Source organism: Mesorhizobium caraganae (assembly GCF_016836705.1).
Lineage (GTDB): Bacteria > Pseudomonadota > Alphaproteobacteria > Rhizobiales > Rhizobiaceae > Mesorhizobium > Mesorhizobium caraganae.
This window is the reverse complement of the sequence record NZ_JAFCGY010000011.1, coordinates 25867-46802: the sequence shown is the minus strand read 5'-3', so window position 1 is coordinate 46802 and position 20936 is coordinate 25867. Positions and strand designations below refer to the sequence as shown.

General features: G+C 62.9%; 19 protein-coding genes and 1 tRNA gene. 11 read left to right on the top strand and 9 right to left on the bottom strand.

Annotated features, from left to right (window positions below; translation table 11 throughout):
• Positions 1-55 precede the first annotated feature (55 nt).
• Together cobS and JQK88_RS19425 are read right to left on the bottom strand one after the other, a co-directional pair.
• Positions 56-1042: a cobaltochelatase subunit CobS gene (cobS, locus tag JQK88_RS19430; protein WP_112393311.1), complete on the bottom strand. Its 987-nt coding sequence runs from the start codon at positions 1040-1042 to the stop codon at positions 56-58.
• Positions 1043-1165: 123 nt separating this feature from the next.
• Positions 1166-1795 (bottom strand): J domain-containing protein, encoded by a 630-nt coding sequence (locus JQK88_RS19425; RefSeq protein WP_112562202.1) that lies wholly within the window; start codon positions 1793-1795, stop codon positions 1166-1168.
• Positions 1796-1963: 168 nt separating this feature from the next.
• On the opposite strand from JQK88_RS19425, the gene JQK88_RS19420 reads away from it, so the two are divergent.
• The gene (locus JQK88_RS19420; RefSeq protein ID WP_192258319.1) at positions 1964-2266 is read left to right on the top strand and encodes a BolA family protein; all 303 of its coding nucleotides are present in this window, start codon (positions 1964-1966) and stop codon (positions 2264-2266) included.
• Positions 2267-2271: 5 nt separating this feature from the next.
• Here JQK88_RS19420 and JQK88_RS19415 read toward each other — a convergent pair whose 3' ends face one another.
• Both JQK88_RS19415 and JQK88_RS19410 read right to left on the bottom strand, forming a co-directional pair.
• Positions 2272-3825: an acetolactate synthase large subunit gene (locus JQK88_RS19415; protein WP_203279136.1), complete on the bottom strand. Its 1554-nt coding sequence runs from the start codon at positions 3823-3825 to the stop codon at positions 2272-2274.
• A gap of 124 nt (positions 3826-3949) precedes the next feature.
• Entirely contained in the window at positions 3950-4756 is an 807-nt protein-coding gene (locus JQK88_RS19410; protein ID WP_203279135.1) for an alpha/beta hydrolase, read from the bottom strand.
• 290 nt (positions 4757-5046) lie between these two features.
• On the opposite strand from JQK88_RS19410, the gene JQK88_RS19405 reads away from it, so the two are divergent.
• The 3 genes from JQK88_RS19405 to JQK88_RS19395 are packed head-to-tail and all read left to right on the top strand — an operon-like array spanning position 5047 to position 9882.
• Positions 5047-6996: a PrkA family serine protein kinase gene (locus JQK88_RS19405; protein ID WP_112562200.1), complete on the top strand. Its 1950-nt coding sequence runs from the start codon at positions 5047-5049 to the stop codon at positions 6994-6996.
• A gap of 19 nt (positions 6997-7015) precedes the next feature.
• Positions 7016-8326 carry a YeaH/YhbH family protein gene (locus JQK88_RS19400; RefSeq protein WP_203279134.1) on the top strand — a complete coding sequence of 437 codons (1311 nt, stop codon included), beginning with the start codon at positions 7016-7018 and terminating at the stop codon, positions 8324-8326.
• A gap of 11 nt (positions 8327-8337) precedes the next feature.
• The gene (locus JQK88_RS19395) at positions 8338-9882 is read left to right on the top strand and encodes a SpoVR family protein (RefSeq protein WP_112562198.1); all 1545 of its coding nucleotides are present in this window, start codon (positions 8338-8340) and stop codon (positions 9880-9882) included.
• 15 nt (positions 9883-9897) lie between these two features.
• On the opposite strand, the gene JQK88_RS19390 is transcribed toward JQK88_RS19395, so the two are convergent.
• The 3 genes from JQK88_RS19390 to JQK88_RS19380 are packed head-to-tail and all read right to left on the bottom strand — an operon-like array spanning position 9898 to position 12531.
• The gene (locus JQK88_RS19390; RefSeq protein ID WP_192258323.1) at positions 9898-10791 is read right to left on the bottom strand and encodes an HlyC/CorC family transporter; all 894 of its coding nucleotides are present in this window, start codon (positions 10789-10791) and stop codon (positions 9898-9900) included.
• Between the two features lies 1 nt (position 10792).
• Entirely contained in the window at positions 10793-11923 is a 1131-nt protein-coding gene (aroB, locus tag JQK88_RS19385; protein ID WP_203279133.1) for a 3-dehydroquinate synthase, read from the bottom strand.
• On the bottom strand, positions 11920-12531 hold the full coding sequence (locus JQK88_RS19380; RefSeq protein ID WP_203279132.1) for a shikimate kinase: 612 nt from the start codon (positions 12529-12531) through the stop codon (positions 11920-11922). Before JQK88_RS19380 ends, aroB begins: the two co-directional genes overlap by 4 nt.
• Before the next feature lie 215 nt (positions 12532-12746).
• Here JQK88_RS19380 and JQK88_RS19375 point away from each other — a divergent pair, with 215 nt between their 5' ends.
• The 5 genes from JQK88_RS19375 (at position 12747) to JQK88_RS19355 (ending at position 16650) form a co-directional block, all read left to right on the top strand.
• Positions 12747-12899, top strand: coding sequence for a histidine kinase (locus JQK88_RS19375; RefSeq protein WP_192258326.1), 153 nt, complete (start codon positions 12747-12749; stop codon positions 12897-12899).
• Between the two features lie 24 nt (positions 12900-12923).
• On the top strand, positions 12924-13835 hold the full coding sequence (locus tag JQK88_RS19370; RefSeq protein WP_192258327.1) for a site-specific tyrosine recombinase XerD: 912 nt from the start codon (positions 12924-12926) through the stop codon (positions 13833-13835).
• Between the two features lie 98 nt (positions 13836-13933).
• On the top strand, positions 13934-14884 hold the full coding sequence (locus JQK88_RS19365; protein ID WP_192258328.1) for an acetyl-CoA carboxylase carboxyltransferase subunit alpha: 951 nt from the start codon (positions 13934-13936) through the stop codon (positions 14882-14884).
• Positions 14885-15120: 236 nt separating this feature from the next.
• Entirely contained in the window at positions 15121-16416 is a 1296-nt protein-coding gene (locus JQK88_RS19360; RefSeq protein WP_203279131.1) for a L,D-transpeptidase family protein, read from the top strand.
• A gap of 9 nt (positions 16417-16425) precedes the next feature.
• A complete protein-coding gene (locus tag JQK88_RS19355; protein WP_203279130.1) occupies positions 16426-16650 on the top strand; it encodes a sulfurtransferase TusA family protein in 225 nt (74 codons plus the stop codon).
• Positions 16651-16654: 4 nt separating this feature from the next.
• On the opposite strand, the gene JQK88_RS19350 is transcribed toward JQK88_RS19355, so the two are convergent.
• The gene (locus JQK88_RS19350; protein ID WP_203279129.1) at positions 16655-17782 is read right to left on the bottom strand and encodes a CobW family GTP-binding protein; all 1128 of its coding nucleotides are present in this window, start codon (positions 17780-17782) and stop codon (positions 16655-16657) included.
• A gap of 4 nt (positions 17783-17786) precedes the next feature.
• Positions 17787-18965: a D-alanyl-D-alanine carboxypeptidase family protein gene (locus JQK88_RS19345; protein ID WP_203279188.1), complete on the bottom strand. Its 1179-nt coding sequence runs from the start codon at positions 18963-18965 to the stop codon at positions 17787-17789.
• A gap of 217 nt (positions 18966-19182) precedes the next feature.
• Here JQK88_RS19345 and JQK88_RS19340 point away from each other — a divergent pair, with 217 nt between their 5' ends.
• Positions 19183-20346, top strand: coding sequence for a M20 aminoacylase family protein (locus JQK88_RS19340; protein WP_192258332.1), 1164 nt, complete (start codon positions 19183-19185; stop codon positions 20344-20346).
• A 107-nt stretch (positions 20347-20453) separates the two neighbouring features.
• Positions 20454-20530, top strand: a tRNA-Arg gene (locus JQK88_RS19335).
• Positions 20531-20936 lie beyond the last annotated feature (406 nt).

The following is a 20936-nucleotide window of genomic DNA, read 5'->3' as shown; positions in this document are numbered from 1 at the left end:
AGCAGAGGATTGAGAAGCCCCACAGGAACGTCCGACCGGTTCCCATGGAGCGATGTTACCCCAGCACCACGTTGGCGGCGCTCTCAGGCAGATCCTCGCCAAAGGCGCGCTGGTAGAACTCGGCAACCACCGAACGTTCGAGCTCGTCGCATTTGTTGAGGAAGGTCAGCCGGAACGCCATGCCGATATTGCCGAAGATTTCGGCATTTTCGGCCCAGGTGATGACGGTACGCGGGCTCATCACCGTCGACAGATCGCCATTGATGAAGGCCGAGCGCGTCATGTCGGCGACGCGTACCATCTTGTTGACGATGTCCTTGCCCTTGCCGTCGCGATAGTGCTTGGCCTTGGCCAGCACGATGTTCACCTCATTGTCGTGCGGCAGATAGTTCAGTGTGGTGACGATCGACCAGCGGTCCATCTGCGCCTGGTTGATCTGCTGCGTGCCGTGATAGAGGCCGGTGGTGTCGCCAAGGCCAACCGTGTTGGCGGTCGAAAACAGCCGGAAGGCCGGATGCGGACGGATGACGCGGCTCTGGTCGAGCAGCGTCAGGCGGCCCGACGATTCCAGCACGCGCTGGATGACGAACATCACGTCGGGACGTCCGGCATCATACTCGTCGAAGCACAGCGCGACATTGTGCTGGTAGGCCCAGGGCAGGATTCCGTCGCGGAATTCGGTGATCTGCAAGCCGTCCTTGACGACGATGGCGTCCTTGCCGACGAGGTCGATACGGCTGACATGGCTGTCGAGGTTGACGCGCACGCAAGGCCAGTTGAGGCGGGCGGCGACCTGTTCGATGTGGGTCGACTTGCCGGTGCCGTGATAGCCAGACACCATGACGCGGCGGTTGTAGGCAAAGCCGGCAAGGATCGCCAGCGTCGTCGCCTTGTCGAACAGATAGTCCGGATCGATGTCCGGCACATGCTCGCTGGTTACCGAATAGGCCGGCACCACCATCTTGGACTCGAAGCCGAATTTTTCCTTCACCGACACCGTCGTGTCCGGCAAATTGGCGATGTCGCGATCGACCTTGTTCATCTCTATCCACGTCTCCACGGGCGAAAAGACTGATTTCGCCGGCAATCGATTTTGTCCGGGGGCGGTCTTAGAGCCTTTTCCACCCTTATGAAAGTTGGAAAGCGACACGAACCGTTGGGTCGCTCAGCACAAACCCGCCTGCTTGAGCACGCGATAGGCCTGCAGCACATCGCGGAACCGGTCTTCCGAACCTCTGTCGCCGCCATTCGCATCCGGATGGTGGCGCTTCACAAGTTCCTTATAGCGCGCCTTGATGTCCTTGCCAGTCGCCTTTGTATCAAGGCCAAGCGTTTCCAGCGCCTTGGCCTCAAGCGGCTTGGCCTTGCGTTCGCGCGCCTCGCGCGGGTCTTTCGGGCCTTTGAACAGGTCGAACGGGTCGCGCATACGGTTGTAATAGCCGGCGCGGCCGGAGCGCATCTGCGCCATATCGGGGGAGGAGCGCGTCGAAGCGCCGGCGAGGCCCATCTTCCATGTCGGCCGGTGGCCGGTCATCGCCTCCTTCTGGAAGCGGGCGATCTCGGTATCCGGCACGCCGGAGAAGTAATTGAAACCCTTGTTGTATTCGCGCACGTGGTCGAAGCAGAACTGAAAATACTCGCCCTCCTTCATGCGACCGACCGGCGCGCGATGGGTGCCGGCCTCCTTGCAGCCGTCCCACTGGCAGATTGGCGAGCGCGACTTCAGCTCCGCGTCCTTTTCGGGACGGATCCGAATCTTCTCGAAATATTTGGGGTACGATTTCATCTCACCCATTTATGGGCTGTTCGCACGTGCGAAACAAGAATTGACATTTCCGCGATGATCGCCCTAACCGCTGAATCGCGGCATAAAGCAGGGCGAATGGTGATTTTTGAGGCGGCCCGGCGAGATCGATCCCGATTTCCCGACCACGCCTTGCAGATATGGTGAAGGGAAACGGCGATGTCCATACAGGCGACCATGGAAGACAAGCTGAACAAGGCATTTTCGCCGGAGCGGCTGGTTATCGTCAATGAAAGTCATCTCCATGCCGGCCACCATCACCACGGCTCCGACCATCACGGCGCCTATGACGGCACCGGCGAGACGCATTTCCGTGTCCGCATCGTCTCGCCCGTCTTTGCCGGCATGAGCCGCATCGACCGCCACCGCGCCGTCAACGAACTGCTGGCGGCGGAGCTGAAGGCCGGCGTCCATGCGCTGGCCATCGAACCGGCAGCCCCAGGCGAAAAGACCCGCTGGTAAGCGCTTCAGATCACCGCTTCGATCAGAAACGGTCCGGGTCGCGACACCGCGCTGTCGAGCAGCGCGTCGAAGCGTTCGCACGTATCGGCGCGGGCCGCCTCGATACCCATGCCATTGGCCAGTGCAACCCAGTCCAGCGCGGGATGGTCGAGATCGAGCATACGCCTGGCGTTCTCGCCGATCGAATTGACACCGACATTCGTCATCTCGCCATGCAGAATGGCGTAGGTCCGGTTGGAAAACACGATTGTGACCACGTCGAGCTTTTCCCTCGCCTGCGTCCACAGTCCCTGCACCGTGTACATGCCACTGCCGTCGGCCTCGAGATTGATCACCTTGCGGTCCGGACAGGCGATCGCCGCCCCGGTTGCCATCGGAATGCCGCCGCCGATCGATCCGCCCGTGCCCATCATGTAGTCGTGCGGGGCCGCATATGCCGACAGCGCAAAGAATCGCCTGGCCGAGGTGACCGCTTCGTCACAGACGATGGCATTGGCGGGGAGCTTGCGCGCAACCGACAGTGCGATTGCATCGTCCGTCAGTCTGCCGTTTGGCGTCGGCTCGTCTGGAAAGGCCGTTGCAGCGGTGAACTGCTGCGTCAGCTTGATGCCGAGCTCGCCGGCCAACGCCTCCAGCGCCGCCTTCAGATCCTCGCCATGCGCCGCCAGCGAGAGCACCTGGCAATCGTCTCGGACCAGCCGTCCCGGCTTGCCAGGATAGGCAAAGAACGCCACCGGCTCCTTCGCCCCGACCAGCACCAGCACGTCGATATCCCGGAGGGTCGTTGTCGCCGCATCGACCGGATAGGGAATGCGCGTCGGCGCGAATCGCCCGCGGCCGCGCTGCATGCGGGCGATCAGAACCTCGCTGAACAGGCGGACATCGCCGGTCGCCGCGATTCGACCTGCGATTTCAAGCGCATCGGCCCGCGCCGCCTGCCCGCGCACCACCATGCCGACACGGCCCGGCTCGGCGCGGATTGCTTCGGCGACCTTGCGCACAGCCGCCATGTCGACAGCGGGCAACGGCGCCAGCCTGACCTTGCCAGGTGAAATTGCGTCGACCTCGCCCCAGGCGGCGTCCGCCGGCAGGATCAGCGTCGTAACACCAGGTGGGGTCAACGAGGCGCGGAAAGCGGCCTCCGCGGCAGGCACGATATCGGCCGGGCCTTTGACGCGGCCGACCCAATTCGACATCGGCGCCGCCAGGCCTTCTATGTCGCTGGTCAGCGGCGCATCGAGCGGCAGATGGTAGGAGGCGTGGTCGCCGACAATGTTGATCATCGGGCTGCGCGCACGCCTTGCGTTGTGCATATTGGCCAGTCCATTGGCCAGGCCCGGCCCGGTATGCAGCAGCGTAGCCGCCGGGCGATCGGTCATGCGCGCATAGCCGTCGGCTGCACCCGTCACCACGCCTTCGAAAAGGCCGAGCACGCACCGCATCTCAGGCTTGCGGTCGAGTGCGGCAACGAAATGCATTTCCGACGTGCCGGGATTGGCGAAACAGACCGTGACGTCATTGGCCAGAAGCACGTCACACAGCAGGTCGGCGCCATTCATGAAATTCTCTCCGGTTGGCGGCACAAAGCACACGATCGAAGAGTGCAATAGCACCTGCAAGTGCCGGCACGGCAATATCCCGCCGGCGCTTTTGGTCTGATCCAGGACGGCTCGGGTTGGGCGATCAGGCGACCGTCGATTTCAAGAACGCCAGCGTTGCGGCCGTCAACGCATCGCCGTCCTCGCCAAAGTCATGGTTGATCGACATATGCGTGTATGCGCTACCGTCGAACAGCGTCACCGCCGTGCCGGTGGCGCGCAGGCGCTTGGCAAAGGCCGTCGATTGCTCTTCGCGGCCATCGGCGCGCGAATAGGCGATGAAGGTCGGCGGATGCTTGCGCCCGTCGACATAGCTCGCCGGCGACAGAGCCGCCCATTGTGCCGGGTCGGAGAAGACACGCGCATAGGCCCGAACCATGCCGCCATTCCTGGATAGCGCGGCAAGATCATAGGCCCTGGTGTCGTCGAGGATCAGCGCGGCGACGCCGGGCAGTCCGCCGCGCATGCCGGTCAGCGCGATCAGATGGCAGCCGGCCGAATGGCCCATGCCGACGATGCGGTCCGGATCGCCGCCATGCCGGGCGATGTTGGCCCTGACATAGGCATAGGCTTGTTCCACGTCACTAGCCTGGGTGGCTACATCGGCCTCCGGCAGCATGCGATAGTCGATGGAGACGAAGCAGAAGCCATTGGCGAGCAGGAAACCCGGCTTGGCGCCGACCTGGCTGCGCTTGCCGAACCGCCAGGCGCCGCCATGGACGAAAAACACCACCGGCAGGTTCTTCGCGCCGGCCGGCGCGTACACGTCGAGCTTGGCCGGTCCATAGTCGAACGTCTGCGGTTGCGGCTGGCGCAGCGGCTTAGCTGCCGTTCCACCGGCAGCCAGCATCGCTGCGATGGATGCCGCGATGAAGCTGCGTCGATCGATCATCGTCATCTCCGGCCAAGTTTAGGCGACAGCGCGCGGACGCTCGCCACGCACCTCACCTACGAACCAAAAATGACAACTTTCGGTGCGAAAACAAATCCTCTCCTTGACGCTCCGCCAGCAATCACCACGTATCTTATTAGGCGAGCATTTTCGGCCGAATCGGGCATCCCCGAAGGCCAATGTCGGAGTGCGGTGCACTGTCCCTTCAGGAGAAGGGAACCACACTGCTTTCCGGCAGTTGATGGAGCGATGAGCCGATTGGCTGCCGGTCGGCTCCGAGGCGAAGCATCATGCGCGAGAATCAATCAGACGTCTTCGACCTGTTTTCGGAGATTTATTCCAACGCGGCCCAGGAAGAGATCAGTCTCCAGCAATATCTGCTTGCCTGCCGCGAGGACAAATCCATGTATGCCTCGGCGCCAGAGCGTATGGTCGAGGCCATCGGCGAACCGAACCTGATCGACACCAGCAAGGACGAGCGGCTCGGTCGCATTTTCTCCAACCGCACCGTCAAGGTCTATCCCTCCTTTTCCGATTTCTACGGAATGGAGGATACGATCGAGCGCATCGCCGGATATTTCCGCTACGCCTCGCAGGGGCTCGAGGAGCGCAAGCAGATCCTCTATCTCCTCGGTCCGGTCGGCGGCGGCAAATCCTCGCTGGCTGAACGGCTGAAGAAGCTGATGGAGGAGCGCCCGATCTACACGCTGAAGGTCGGCAACAAGATCAGCCCCGTCTTCGAATCGCCGCTCGGCCTTTTCCATCCCGACCGCATGGGCGATCTGCTGGAGGATAAATACGGCATCGCCCGCCGCCGCCTGAACGGACTGATTTCGCCCTGGGCGGCCAAGCGCCTCGACGAACTGTCGGGCGACATCTCCAAATTCAGCGTCGTCAAGCTGATGCCGTCGCGGCTGCGGCAGGTCGCCATCGCCAAGACCGAGCCCGGCGACGAGAACAATCAGGACGTCTCGGCGCTGGTCGGCAAGGTCGACATCAGGCAGTTGGAGAATTTCAGCCAATCGGATCCTGACGCCTATTCATACAGCGGCGGCCTCAACCGGACCACGCAAGGGCTGCTCGAATTCGTCGAGATGTTCAAGGCGCCCATCAAGGTGCTGCACCCATTGCTGACGGCAACCCAGGAAGGCAGCTACAACGGCACCGAGAATTTCGGCGCCTTCCCCTATCAGGGCATCGTCGTTGCCCATTCCAACGAATCGGAATGGCAGCAGTTCAAGAACAACAAGAACAACGAGGCCTTCCTCGACCGCATCCTCGTGGTCAAGGTTCCCTATTGCCTGCGCATCACCGAGGAAAGGCAAATCTACGAGAAGCTGCTGCGCGAAAGCGAACTGGCAAGCAGCCCCTGCGCCCCGGAAGTGCTGGACATTCTCAGCCGCTTCACCGTCTCGACCCGTCTTGCCGAACACGAGAACTCGTCGCTCTACACCAAGATGCGCGCCTATGACGGCGAGAACCTCAAGGAGGTCGATCCGAAAGCCAAGTCGGTCCAGGAATATCGCGACGCCGCCGGCGTCGACGAGGGCATGACCGGGGTCAGCACGCGCTTCGCCTTCAAGATCCTGTCGCAGACGTTCAATTACGACACCAAGGAGGTGGCGGCCGACCCCGTGCACCTGATGTACATCCTCGAGGAGGCGATCAAGCGCGAGCAATTCCCGAAGCAAACGGAAGCCGCCTATCTCGAATTCATCAAGTCGGAACTCGCGGCCCGCTATGCCGAGTTCATCGGTCACGAGATCCAGAAAGCCTATCTGGAATCCTACAGCGAGTACGGTCAGAACCTTTTCGACCGCTATATCGCCTATGCCGATGCCTGGATCGAGGATCAGGACTACAAGGACCCCGACACCGGGCAGATTCTCAACCGTGAGGTCCTGGACAAGGAGTTGTCGCAGGTCGAGAAGCCGGCCGGCATCGCCAATCCCAAGGACTTCCGCAACGAAGTGGTCAAATTCACCTTGCGCGCCCGGGCGCGCAACCATGGCCGCAATCCGTCCTGGACGAGCTACGAAAAGCTTCGCGAGGTCATCGAGAAGCGCATGTTCGGCCAGGTCGAGGACCTGCTGCCGGTGATCAGCTTCGGCTCCAAGCAGGACAGCGTCACGGAGAAGCGGCACAACGAATTCGTGCAGCGGATGGTGGAACGCGGCTATACCCAGCGGCAGGTGCGCCGGTTGGTCGACTGGTACATGCGCGTGAACAAAGCGGGTTGAGCAAAGCCGGGACGGTTCCATGCCGATCTTCATCGACCGCCGCCTGAACCCGAAGGACAAAAGCCTTGGGAATCGCCAGCGCTTCCTCAGGCGCGCCCGCGAAGAGCTCAAGCGCAGCATCCGCGACAAGGTCCGCGCCGGCGGCATCGCCGAGCTCGATCGCGAGCACGCCGTGCCGATTCCGCGCAAGGGCACCGGTGAACCGACCTTCGGCGACGACAAGGACAGCGGCCGGCGCCAGCACATCCTGCCCGGCAACCGGACGTTCAACCCTGGCGATCTTATCGACAAGCCTGGCGGCGGCGGAGGCTACGGCTCGGCTCCGGGGACCACGGAATCCGAGGACGACTTCCGCTTCGTGCTGTCGCGCGAGGAAGTGCTCGACCTCTTCTTCGAGGACCTCGAGCTGCCGGATCTGGTCAAGCTCAGCCTCAAGCAGATACTCAGCTTCAAGCCGAGGCGGGCGGGCTTCGCGGCAAGCGGCGCGCCGACCAACATCAATGTCGGGCGCACGATGCGCAACAGCCACGGGCGCCGCATCGCGCTCAGGCGTCCAAAGCAGGCCGACGTGGACGCCATCGCCCAGCAGATCGCCGAGCTGGAATCCAGGCCGCCGGGGGCAAAGACAGGCGAACGCATCGAGGCTCTGCGCGAAGAGCTCGATCGGCTGGAGCGCCGGCGCAGGCGGATCGCCTATGTCGATCCGGTCGACATTCGCTTCAATCGCTTCGACCCTCAGCCGCGGCCGAATGCCAGCGCCGTCATGTTCTGCCTGATGGACGTCTCCGGATCGATGGGCGAGCGCGAGAAGGATCTGGCCAAACGCTTCTTCGTGCTGCTGCATCTGTTCCTGACGCGGCGTTATGAGCGGACGGAACTCGTTTTCATTCGCCACACCCATGAAGCCCAGGAAGTGGACGAGCACACCTTCTTTCACCACACCCAGAGCGGCGGCACCATCGTTTCCACGGCGCTCGAGGAGATGCATCGCATCATCGAAGAGCGCTATCCGGCGTCCGAATGGAACATCTATGCCGCCCAGGCCTCCGACGGCGACAATTTCGCCACCGACTCCGAGCGCTGCATAGAACTGCTCGACCGCAAGCTCATGCGGCTTTGCCAGTATTTCGCCTATGTGGAGATCATCGACGAACGGGAAAGCCACATTTTCGGCTCGACCGAGAACGGCACGTCGCTTTGGCGCGCCTACAACGCCGTCGACGGCAAATGGCCGAACTTCCAGATGAGGCGCATTGCCGCGCCGGCCGACATATACCCGGTCTTCCGCGAGCTGTTTGCCAGGCAGCCCGACCTGCGCAAGAGCGCTTGAGGGCTTCGGCAATGGTCAGCCAGGCGCGCAAGTCCGAACTGCTGTTTTCCGGGTCCGACTGGGATTTCAACAAACTGTCCCGGGTCTATGACGAGATCGAAGCGATCGGCCGCGAAGAGCTTCGCCTCGACATCTATCCGGTGCAGATGGAGATCATTTCCTCGCAGCAGATGCTCGACGCCTATTCGTCGATCGGCATGCCGCTGATGTACCGGCACTGGTCGTTCGGCAAACGTTTTCTCCACGACGAGCTTCTCTACCGCAAGGGCGCGCGGGGTTTGGCCTACGAGATCGTCATCAACTCCAACCCCTGCATCGTCTACCTCATGGAAGAAAACACCATGGCCCTGCAGGCCTTGGTGACCGCGCATGCCGCGCTCGGGCACAACCATTTCTTCAAGAACAATCATCTCTTCCGGCAATGGACGGATGCCGGCGGCATCCTGAGCTATCTGGACTTCGCCAAGAGCTACATAGCCCGGTGCGAGGAACGGCATGGCATGGCCGCCGTGGAGGCGATCCTGGATTCCGCGCATGCGCTGATGGAGCAAGGTGTGTTCCGTTACCGCCGGCCGCCGAAACTGTCGTCGGAGCAACAGCGCGAGGGACTGCGCGAACGTCTCGAATACGAGGAGCGCTCCTTCAACGATCTGTGGCGGACACTGCCGCCCTCGCAGGGCAAGAGCAAGCCGGAAGCAGGGGACGAAATCCTTGCCGAGCGGAAGAAATCGCTCAATCTGCCGGAGGAAAACCTGCTCTATTTCCTCGAGAAGAACAGCCTCGTCCTCGAGCCCTGGCAGCGCGAGATCGTCAGGATCGTGCGTGTCGTCGCTCAATATTTCTACCCGCAGCGGCAAACCCAGGTGATGAACGAAGGCTGCGCCACCTTCGTGCATTACACGCTCATGAACACGCTGTTCGATCGCGGCCGCATCAACGAAGGCGCCATGCTGGAGATCCTGCGCAACCACTCCAACGTCATCTTCCAGCCGGCCTATGACGACCCGCGCTTTTCCGGCATCAATCCCTATGCGCTGGGTCTCGACATGATGCAGGACATCCAGCGCATCTCGACCGCGCCGACCGCCGAGGACCGCGACTGGTTTCCCGACATCGCCGGCCGCGGCGACTGGCGCGACACCTTGCTCGACGCCTGGGCAAACCACCGCGACGAATCCTTCATCCGCCAATATCTAAGCCCGACGCTGATCCGCAAATGGCGGCTCTTCGTGCTCGCCGACGGTGCCGACGAGCCACACTATGAGGTGGCCTCGATCCACAATGAGCGCGGCTATGCCAGGATACGGTCGGCGCTCGCGCAAAGCTACGATATCGGCGCCAGCCGTCCCGACATCCAGGTCGTCGACGTCGATCTGCTGGGCGACCGGCATCTGCGGCTGCAGCACAATGTCAAGAACGGCATCATGCTCGACGGCAAGAGCCGTGACGCGACGCTTCGCCATATCCGAAGCCTCTGGGGTTATGATGTCAGCTTGGCTGCGATCGATGCTGAAACCGGCGCGACGCTAAGCCAGCGCTCGACTAGGGAATTGTGATATCCACGGCCGAACTTAGCTAACTTCCCCCGCGGGCCGGATCCTGATCTTGGCGATCCGGTTCTTGTCGCGCTTCATCACCACGAAGCGCTTGCCGTGGAAGGTAAAGGCCTGCTTTTCCTCGGGGATCGACTGCGTCTCGTGGATGACCAGCCCGGCAATGGTGGTGGCTTCCTCATCCGGCAGGTTCCAGTCGAGCGCCCGGTTGAGATCCCTGATCGGCACCGTGCCGTCGACGACGACGGAGCCGTCGGCCTCCTGCTTCACACCCTGGATGTCGACATCGTGCTCGTCGGCGATCTCGCCGACGATCTCCTCGATGATGTCCTCCAGTGTCACCAGACCTTCGACCTCGCCATACTCGTCGACGACGATGGCGAAATGCGCCTTGGCACGCAGGAAGGCGTTGAGCTGTTCCTGCAAGGTCGTGGTGTCGGGCACGAACCACGGCTTGGACGCGATCTTCATCACGTCGATCTTGGTAAAGTCGTTGCCGACCTCGTTCAGCGATCTCAGCAGGTCCTTGGCGTGCAGCACACCGACAATGTTGTCGAGCGAGCCCTTCCACAGCGGCATGCGAGTGTGCGGGCTCTGCAGGATCTCGCGCACCACCGCTTCCGGCGCATTGTCGGCATTGACCGAGCGCATATTGGTGCGGTGGACCATGATGTCGGAGACTTCGAGCTCGTCAAGGTCGAACAGGCCGCCGACACGGTCGCGGTCCTCGCGCACCATCTGGCCGTCACGGCGGAAATCGTCGACCGCACCGCGCAACTCATCCTGGGTGGAGCGCTGCGGCTCGATGCGTGACAGCTCATAGCCGAACATGGCAAGCAGGCGCGTGCGCACGGCAATGAAAAACAGGATGAGGATGGCGAGGACGGCGACAACGATCCAGCCGGTGTCCATCTCAGCCGGCTTTCCCGTTGGCCGGATGGTTTTCCCTGAGGAACGACAGCACTTCGGACGCCGGCACATCCTTGGCGATAAAAGCCTGGCCGATGCCGCGCGTCAGGATGAAGGTCAACGCGCCGCGCGACACTTTCTTGTCCTGGGTGATGAAGCCAAGCAGCGCCTCGGCGTCGGGCAGTTCGCCAGGGATGTCGGACATGCGCCAAGGCAGGCCGACGGCGCGCAGATGCGCCTCGACCCTTGCCGCGTCGTCCGGACTGGCCAGGTTGAGCCGTGCGGAAAAGCGATGCGCCAGCGCCATACCGATGGCGACGCCTTCGCCGTGGACGAGACGGGCGCCGTCATACTGTGTTGCCCCTTCCAGCGCATGGCCGAATGTGTGCCCAAGATTGAGCAGCGCGCGGTCGCCGGTTTCGAACTCGTCGCGGGCAACGACATCGGCCTTGGCGCGGCAGGCTTCGGCAATCGCCTCGGCCCGCTCCGCACCGCCGGCGAATACGTTTGTCCAGTTCTCTTCCAGCCAGGCGAAAAACGCTGGCCGGTCGATCAGCCCGTATTTGGCGAGCTCGGCATAGCCGGCGCGGAATTCGCGGATCGGCAGCGTGTCGAGCACCTCGGTGTCGGCCAGCACCAGCTTCGGCTGGTGGAAGACGCCAACCAGATTCTTGCCGCGCGGGCTGTTGATGCCGGTCTTGCCGCCGACGGAGGAATCGACCTGCGCCAAGAGCGACGTCGGAATCTGGACGAAATTCATGCCGCGGCGCACGATCCCGGAGGCAAAGCCGGTGAGGTCGCCGATGACCCCGCCGCCGAGCGCGATGACGACATCGCCACGCTCCAGTCTGGCGGCCAGCACGCCGTCGACCACCTCTTCGAGATGGGCAAAGCTCTTGGTCTTTTCGCCGGCCGGCAAGGTGATGACAGCAGGCTGGATGCCGCCTGTTTCCAGACCGGCCTTCAGCGCGTCGAGATGTGTCGCCGCGACATTTTCGTCGGTGACCACCGCCGCCCTCGTGCCGGGCAGGCGGCGCGATATCTCGGCGCCGGCGCGCGCCAGAAGGCCGGGGCCGATCAGGATGTCATAGGCGCGCTCGCCAAGGCCGACCTCGACAGTGACCGGCTCGCTCATGACCTCACCTCGTCCGGCGCCGTGGTGGCCGGAATGCCGAAATGCCCGCACAATGCGTCGACGACCTCGGTCGCAATGACCTCCTTGCGGTCGTCGCGTGTCGCCACGGTGACGTCGGAGGTCGCATAGACCGGATATCGTTCGCCCATCAATCGCTCGAGCACGGCGCGCGGATCGGGGTTTTTGAGCAAGGGCCGGTTCTGCTTCTTGGAGACGCGCTCCATCAACAGATCGAGCTCGGCCTTCAGCCACACCGAGACACCATGCGACGCGATCGCGTCGCGCGTCTGCGCATTCATGAAGGCGCCGCCGCCGGTCGACAGCACCTGCGGGCCGTTTTCCAGGAGGCGCAGGATGACGCGCTGCTCGAGCGCCCGGAATTCGGTCTCGCCATAGCGTTCGAACAGCTCCGGCACGGTCATGCGCGACACGCTTTCGATCTCCTGGTCGCTGTCGATGAACGGCAGCGACAGCATGGCCGCTACCTTGCGGCCGATCGCTGTCTTGCCGGCGCCCATCAGGCCGACAAAGACAATCGAACGACTGCCCAGCCTGTCGAGCAGCGCGGCATGGCTCTCGCCAGGAGGATTAGCTGGTAACGCGTTCATGAGACCATGCTGTTTCTAAGCCGTCTTTGCCGGCGTATCGACATCAAAAGCCGGTTTGCGTCAAGCATCGCGCCCTGAGCAGGCCTCGGAAAGTGCAGTGGTTTTCCCGCATCGACCTGCGTTAGGCAAAACCCTTCGTCCTTGAATTGGCCGGATTGGCGTCCCATAAGGGCACAGGGTTTGGAATCGCAGAACAAGAAGACGGGCGAAAATTGATGCCGACACTGTTCCGCTTTGTCGTGACGATGATGATTCTTGCCGGCATTGCCTATGGTATGATGGTGGCGCTGGCGATGTTCGTCGAGCCGAAAAAGGCGGAAATCACCGTGCGCATTCCGCCGGAAAAGCTGAACCCCAAGAAAAACTGACCCGAAGAAACTGACCGCAGGGACATGAACAGCGCGGCTCGCATCGAAGCCTTTCTCGAAATGATGAGCGCCGAACGCGGTGCCGCCGAAAACACGCTGTCCTCCTATCGTCGCGATCTCGAAGACGCCTCGCAGCAGATTGGCGGCGGGCTTGCCGCCGCCACCGCGGCCGACATACGCGCCTATCTCGACGACATCGCCGCGCGTGGCTTTGCGCCGACGTCGCAGGCGCGCAAACTGTCGGCGATCCGCCAGTTCTTCAAGTTTCTCTACGCCGAGGGCCTGCGCGGCGACGACCCGACCGGCACGCTGGACAGTCCGAAAAAGGGCCGGCCGCTGCCCAAGACGATGAGCGAGGCCGATACCGGCAGGCTGCTCGACCGCGCGGCCCTGGAAGCAGGTGATGGCGTCAATGGCGACCGGCTGGCGGCGCTGCGCCTCCACGCGCTGGTGGAGGTGCTCTATGCCACCGGCCTGCGCGTCTCCGAACTGGTCGGCCTGCCGGTGACCGTCGCCCAGCGCGACGACCGCTTCTTCATGGTGCGTGGCAAGGGCGACAAGGAGCGCATGGTGCCGCTGTCGGCCAAGGCGCGCACGGCGATGCGGGCATGGCTCACGGCCCGGGCCACGGTGCCGGCTTTCGCCGACAGCCCGTTCCTGTTTCCGGCCGCCGGCGACAGCGGCTATCTCTCCCGGCAGGTCTTTGCCCGCGACCTCAAGGGCCTTGCCGCGCGGGCCGGCATAGCGGCGGCGAAAATATCGCCGCATGTGCTGCGTCATGCTTTTGCCAGCCACCTCCTGCAAAACGGCGCCGATCTCAGGGCGGTGCAGCAGTTGCTCGGCCACGCCGATATCTCGACCACGCAGATTTACACCCATGTGCTGGAAGAGCGGCTGGTGCGGCTGGTCAACGATCATCATCCGCTTGCCGACTAGGCCTCATATCGCTATGTGAGGGCACGTTCCACCGCGCGGCGCCCCGCTTTTCAGGGTTCCGTCAGTCTTTGCCTTCCGACGCATCGGTCCGCTCAAGAATGTACAATTACCTCGATTTCGAAAAGCCGGTGCAGGACCTTGAACTCAAGATCCTCGAGCTGAAGAAGCTTGCCGAGAATGGCGAGGCGGTCGATGTCGGCGACGAAATCAGCCGGCTCGAGAAGCGCGTGCGCGACGCGCTGCGCGATATCTACAAGGCGCTGACGCCGTGGCAGAAGGTGCAGGTGGCGCGCCACACCGACAGGCCGCATTGCGTCGACTACATCAAGGGCCTGTTCAGCGATTTCACGCCGCTCGCCGGCGACCGCAATTTCGGCGAGGACCAAGCGATCATCGGCGGCTTCGCCCGCTTCCGCGGCGAACCGGTGGCCGTCATCGGCCAGGAAAAAGGCTCGGACACGGCGAGCCGGCTCAAGCACAATTTCGGTTCGGTCCGCCCTGAAGGCTACCGCAAGGCGGTGCGGCTGATGGAGCTTGCCGATCGCTTCAAGATCCCGCTTCTGACGCTGGTCGACACCGCCGGCGCCTATCCCGGTGTCGGCGCCGAGGAACGCGGCCAGGCCGAAGCCATCGCCCGTTCGACCTCGGCCTGCCTCGGCCTCAAAGTGCCGTCGATCTCGGTCGTCATCGGCGAAGGCGGCTCGGGCGGCGCCATTGCCATTGCCACCGCCAACCGCGTCTACATGCTGGAACACGCCATCTATTCGGTGATCTCGCCGGAGGGCGCCGCCTCGATCCTGTGGCGCGACACCACGCGTTCGAAGGATGCGGCGACCAACATGAAGATCACCGCGCAGGATCTTCTGGAAATGAAGATCATCGACGCCATCATTCCCGAGCCGCTCGGCGGCGCCCAGCGCGCGCCCGAAACGGTGATCGCCGCCACCGGCGACCTCATCGCCAAGACGATGAAGGATTTTGCCGGCGCCAACACCGATTTTCGCGAGCAGCGCCGGGAAAAATACCTGGCGATGGGCCGCAGCCTCTGATTTCAAGGCCGGCCGGGCGCCGCAATGTGGCGTCAGTGAGCAATTTCGCCACAAAATTGCCGCCGCATTCGGTTCAATGAAAAGTCCGTGACATCGAGCGAATTGCCGTGGGGGCAGCCGTCCGGAGCTTGCGGTAAGGAATTTTCAAGGTTAACGGGCTTAGGGTCCGTGAAGGTTTAGTGTGTTGGCCTGCGGCTGCGAAGCCCACGCCCCGGGAAAAAGACATAGCCGTAACCATGTTTGCCAAGCTTGCCCGCACCGGAATCCTGATCGCCGCCCTTGGCGTTGCCGGCTGCAACGATTCCTCGATGAAGGATTTCGCTCCGGAGGCCAACAAGCCGCTGCCGGACAAGATCCTCGCCGACATGAAGGCCAAGGGCATGGTCCGCACCTCGTCGGTGATGGCCCGCATCTTCAAGGAAGAAGGCAAACTCGAGATCTGGAAGGCCAAGACCACCGGCCGCTACGAGATGGTCGCCAGCTACGACATCTGCAAATGGTCGGGCAAGCTCGGCCCGAAATACACCGAGGGCGACCGTCAGGCGCCGGAAGGCTTCTACACGGTTCGCCCGTCGCAGATGAATCCGCGCTCGAACTATCACCTGTCCTTCAACATCGGCTATCCCAACGCCTATGACCGTGCCAATGGCCGCACCGGCGCCAATCTGATGGTGCACGGCGCCTGCTCGTCATCGGGCTGCTATTCGATGACCGATCCGCAGATCGAGCAGATCTACGCCTTCGGCCGCGACGCCTTCCAGGGCGGCCAGACCGAGTTCCAGATCCAGGCCTTTCCGTTCCGCATGACCGCCGCCAACATGGCGCGCTATCGCAACGACCCGAACTACGAGTTCTGGAAGATGCTGAAGGTCGGCTACGACAATTTCGAGATCACCAAGGTGCCGCCGAAGGTCGATGTCTGCGAGAAGCGCTATGTCTTCAACCAGGTGGCGCCCGAAGGCACCACCTTCGATCCGACCGGCCCCTGCCCCGCCACCACGCAGCCGGATTCGCTGAAGAGCGCCTACAATGCCTATCAGAGCAGCTATGACGCGGCTTTCACCGGCGCGGTCAAGGCCAGCGTGCCGGCGCCCAAGCCGACCATTGCCGGCATCAAGGAAGCCAGCATCGTTTCCGACTGGTCGAAGCGGCGCGCCCGCGGCGAGCGCGTGCCGATCGATCCGCCGTCGCTCAATCCCGACGGCACGGTGACCGAGACGGCGCGCATGGGCCGCATCGATTCGCCGGCCGGCCGCAAGATGGCCGCGCTCGACGCCGAGAAAGAAGCCAAGCGCAAGGCCGAGGAACAGCGGGTTGCGGCCATCGAGGCCGCGAAAGCCGCCAAGGCCCAGGCATTGGCTGAAAAGGAAGCGGCCAAGGCCCAGGCGCTGGCCGAAAAGGAAGCAGCCAAGCAGGCCGCCCAGCAGCCGGTCGCCACCGCTAGCGTTGAGGCAGCCCCGGCCGAGCCGCAGGCCGACGAAAGCCGGCTGTCAAAGATCAAGAACAAGTTGCTCGGCATGTTCGGCGGCTGAGGTTTCACCTTGGCCGCGATCTATGATCTCAAGGGGCTGAACTGCCCCTTGCCCGTTCTCAAGGCAAAAAAGCGCCTCTCGGCGATGCAGCCAGGCAGCCGGCTGTGGCTGGAGACCACCGATCCGCTGGCCGTCATCGACATTCCCGCCTTTTGCGCCGACGCCGGCCATCAACTGATTGAAACCGCAGCGGTATCCGGCGGTCATCGTTTTCTGGTCGAGCGCGGCACGTAGCGCTTTAACGGCTCTGGCCCCCGGCAATCGCCAGCGGATTGCTCTCCAGCGCCGCACGATCCGGAGTGTCGATTGACGGACGGTTGGTGAAGGCGGCAAACAGCCGGCGCACATAGTCCTCCGGCATGTCGAGCGTGATCAGCACCAGCCTGGTGCCGCGCTGGCCGTCCGGCCAGGACGGCAGCCGCGCCGGCGGATGCAGGATCCTCTGCACGCCGTGGACGACCAGCGGCCGTGACGGATCTTCCGCCAGCTCGATGACGCCCTTCATGCGCAACAGCTTATCGCCATGCGCCGAGCGCAACAGGTCGAGGAACATCTCGATCGCCGAAAACGGCACCGGCCCGTCATGGACCAGCGAATAAGAACGCACACGGGAATCGTGGCGGTGCTCGGCGTGATCATGATCGCCGTGCCCATGGTGATGGTGACCGCCATGATCATGATGATGTTCATGCGCGGCTTGTTCGCCGAGCCAACGCTGGACATCGGCGGATTTTGTCGCCGGATTGTAGAGGCCGCAATCGAACAGCGCCGCGACGCCGGTTTGGCTGTCACCGGCCTCCAGCACTTTGGCACCCGGATTGACCTGACGGAGCCGCGCCCGCAAAGCTTCGAGATCGCCAGTGTCGCCGGCCAGATCGACCTTGGTCAGCACGATACGGTCGGCCACCGCCACCTGTTTGACCGCCTCGACATGACCATCGAGCGTGGCATTGCCGTTGACCGCGTCGACCAGCGTGATGACGCCATCGAGCCTGAACGCCTGGACAAGGGCCGGATGCGCCATGATCGACTGCAGCACCGGCGCCGGATCGGCGAGCCCGGTGGTCTCGACGACGACACGGGCTAGCTTTGCGATGCGGCCGGTCTGCAGCCGGTCGACGAGGTCGGCCAGCGTGTCGACCAGTTCGCCACGCACCGTGCAGCACAGGCAGCCATCGGATAGCTGGATGATGCCGTCCGAGGCCTGCTCGACCAAGAGATGGTCGATCGCCACCTCGCCGAATTCGTTGATGATGACGGCGGTATCGACGAGCGCCGGGTCTTTGAGCAGCCGGTTGAGCAATGTCGTCTTGCCGGCGCCGAGGAAGCCGGTGAGCACCGTGACGGGTATCGGAAAGCCCGCCATCTCCCTAGTTCGCGACCTTGACCGGCTGGTCGCCCTGCACGGCGGTTGCGGAGCCAACCACGGCCGGTTCCGAGCCCTTTGGCGCCGGGACGTCGGGCCGCCAGCTCGGCAACGGTACGTCGGCATAGTCCTGGCCGCCCTGGTCGAGCATCGCCTTCGGCGCCGGCCCGGTGGCGCCGCCAAGGCCGACAGCAACCAGCGTCGGCACGTGGTCCAGCTTTTTCTGATAGGGTGATTTCGGCACGTCGGCGCCCTTTGCGACGACCGGCGGCGCTGCCTCGGACTGTTCTTGCGGCGCCTTCTTCCTGCAGATCTCGTCATGCATATCGTTGGGTGACATGGTGTCGCCATAGGAAGGCATGGCCGCGACCGTGAGCCAGTTCGGGTCCGACATGGCAAAGCCCTGGTCGAGCAGCCTGGCGGTGGTCTCGGCGCGGCTGACCGCCGATTTTTCGCCAAGCACGACGGCGACCAGCGTGCGGCCATTGCGCGTCGCAGAGCCGATCATGTTGAAGCCCGAGGGACAGACGAAGCCGGTTTTCATGCCGTCGGCGCCGGGATAGCGGCCGATCAGGAGATTGTAGTTGGGGATCGCCTTCTTGCCGACGGCAAGGCCTTCGATCGAAAACCAGGGCGCGTATTGCGGAAATTCCTTGCGGATCGCTATCACCAGCAAGGCAAGGTCACGCGCCGTCGTATACTGGTCCGGCGAAAACAACCCGTTCGGGTTGACGAAATGCGTCCCGGTCATGCCGAGTCGCGCGGCTTCAGCGTTCATGCGGATGGCGAAGCCGGCCTGCGAGCCGCCTATGTTTTCGCCGACGGCCATGGCGATGTCATTGGCCGATTTGACCAGCATCATCTTCAGCGCATTGTCGAGCCGCATCACCGAACCAGGCTTGAAGCCCATCTTGCTCGGCGGTTCGCCGGCCGAATGCTTGGTCACCTTGATTGGTGAATCGAGCTGGACCTCGCCGGCCGCAATCGCCCGGAAGGTGACATAGGCGGTCATCAGCTTGCTCAGCGAAGCCGGATACCACCGACTGAAGGCGTCTTGATGCTGCAGCACCTTGCCGCTGTTCAGGTCGAACAGGACAATCGGATTGGCCGAAGCCGGCCCAGCCAGCATCGGCAGCGCCAAGGCGCCCGTTAGCAGTAATTTGAGGATATGGCTGTGCCGCATCATGGAATCCGAAATCGCCTCTTGCCGTAGTCGCCCCTGGCTCCGTAAGATTTCGTTACGCGATGGCCAGCATGATGAGATCCGGCCCTCAATTTCCGGATCACGTTGTTTGCGGTGCTATTTACCCTATGTGACGCCAAGATGGCAAAGTGCCTGGCAATCACAATTGCAAAGCAGCAGGCCAGACCGTCTGCTCCAACAGCGAGATGGAACCATTATGCCGATTCTCAACCGCGCCGCCGAGATGCAGGATGAAGTTGCCGGCTGGCGACGTCATCTGCACCAGACGCCAGAACTGAATTTCGATGTCTTCAAGACCGCCGCCTTCGTCACCGAGAAGCTGAAGGAGTTCGGCTGCGACGACGTGGTGACAGGCCTCGGCAAGACCGGCGTCGTCGGCATCATCCATGGCCGCAAGGGCGAAGGCGCGACCATTGGCTTGCGCGCCGACATGGACGCGCTGCCGATCAACGAGATCACCGGCAAGCCCTATGCCTCGACCGTCCCCGGCAAGATGCACGCCTGCGGCCATGACGGCCACACCGCAATGCTTTTGGGCGCCGCCAAATATCTGACCGAAACGCGCAATTTCGCCGGCTCGGTGGCGGTCATCTTCCAGCCGGCCGAAGAAGGCGGCGGCGGCGGCAACGAGATGGTCAAGGACGGCATGATGGACCGCTTCGACATCTCCAGGGTGTTCGGCATGCACAACATGCCGGGCCTGCCGGTCGGCCAGTTCGCCATCCGGCCGGGCCCGATCATGGCGGCGACGGCCGAGTTCACCATCACCGTCAAGGGCCGCGGCGGCCATGCGGCTATGCCGCACGGCACGATCGACCCGATCGTCATCGCCAGCCAACTCGTCGGCGCCTTGCAGACGGTTGCCTCGCGCAGCACCGATCCGGTCGAGGCGGTGGTGGTGTCGGTGACCAAATTCCACGCCGGCGACGCCTACAACGTCATTCCCGAGACCGCCGAGATCGCCGGCACGGTGCGCACGCTGAAAAAGGAGATCGCCAAGAAGTCGGAGGAGCGCATCCGCGCCATTTGCGACGGCATCGCCACCGCCTTCGGCGCGACGATCACTGTCGACTATGACGCCAACTACCCCGTCACCTTCAACAATCCGGAAGAAACCGTCTTTGCCAGCGATGTCGCGGCAAGTGTGGCCGGCGACACCCAGGTCCACCGCGCCATCCAGCCGGTGATGGGCGGCGAGGATTTCTCCTACATGCTGGAAGCCCGGCCCGGCGCCTTCATCTTCATCGGCAATGGCGAGACCGCCGGCCTCCACCACCCGGCCTACGACTTCAACGACGAAGTCATCCCGCACGGCATGAGCTACTGGGTGAAACTGGCCGAAACGGCGCTCGCCGCCTGACCTATGCCGCCGAAAGGCCGGCCGATTTGCCTTCGGCCGGCCTCTTGATTTGCCTTCGGCGAGCCTCTTGGCGAAACGATCCGAAGCGGCTATGTGTCTGGCCGCGTGGTCCCGTAGCTCAGTAGGATAGAGCGGCAGATTCCTAATCTGTAGGTCACAGGTTCGATTCCTGTCGGGATCACCAACGAAATCACGCTTGCTTAATGTTCGGTGACCCGCGCTGGCGTATCTGCAAACGCTTCTTCGATGTCGGCGTGATCTCCTTGGATCTCACCTGATAGACCTGCATCGTCGCGAAGGAAACAGCCCGACGCGCTCGACGCAGGTCGACAGAACCTGGACGCGCGTCGGGCCATTTGCGGATGGTTTAGAGGACGGGGTTCGGGCCGCAACGCCCAACTTATTGGCACGTCAGCCATTGCTCAACTAAGACTGAAGTCCCCGGTCTTCCGTGGGTTCTGTCCCTGCAGGCTCACCGAGAACACCCCACCCCGAATTCCCAGCGAGCCAGCCACCCCGGCATGAGGCTACAACGGAGCGACCTCCAACCTGTACGGTTCGACGTGCGGAAAGTTGCGAAGCATCTCCCA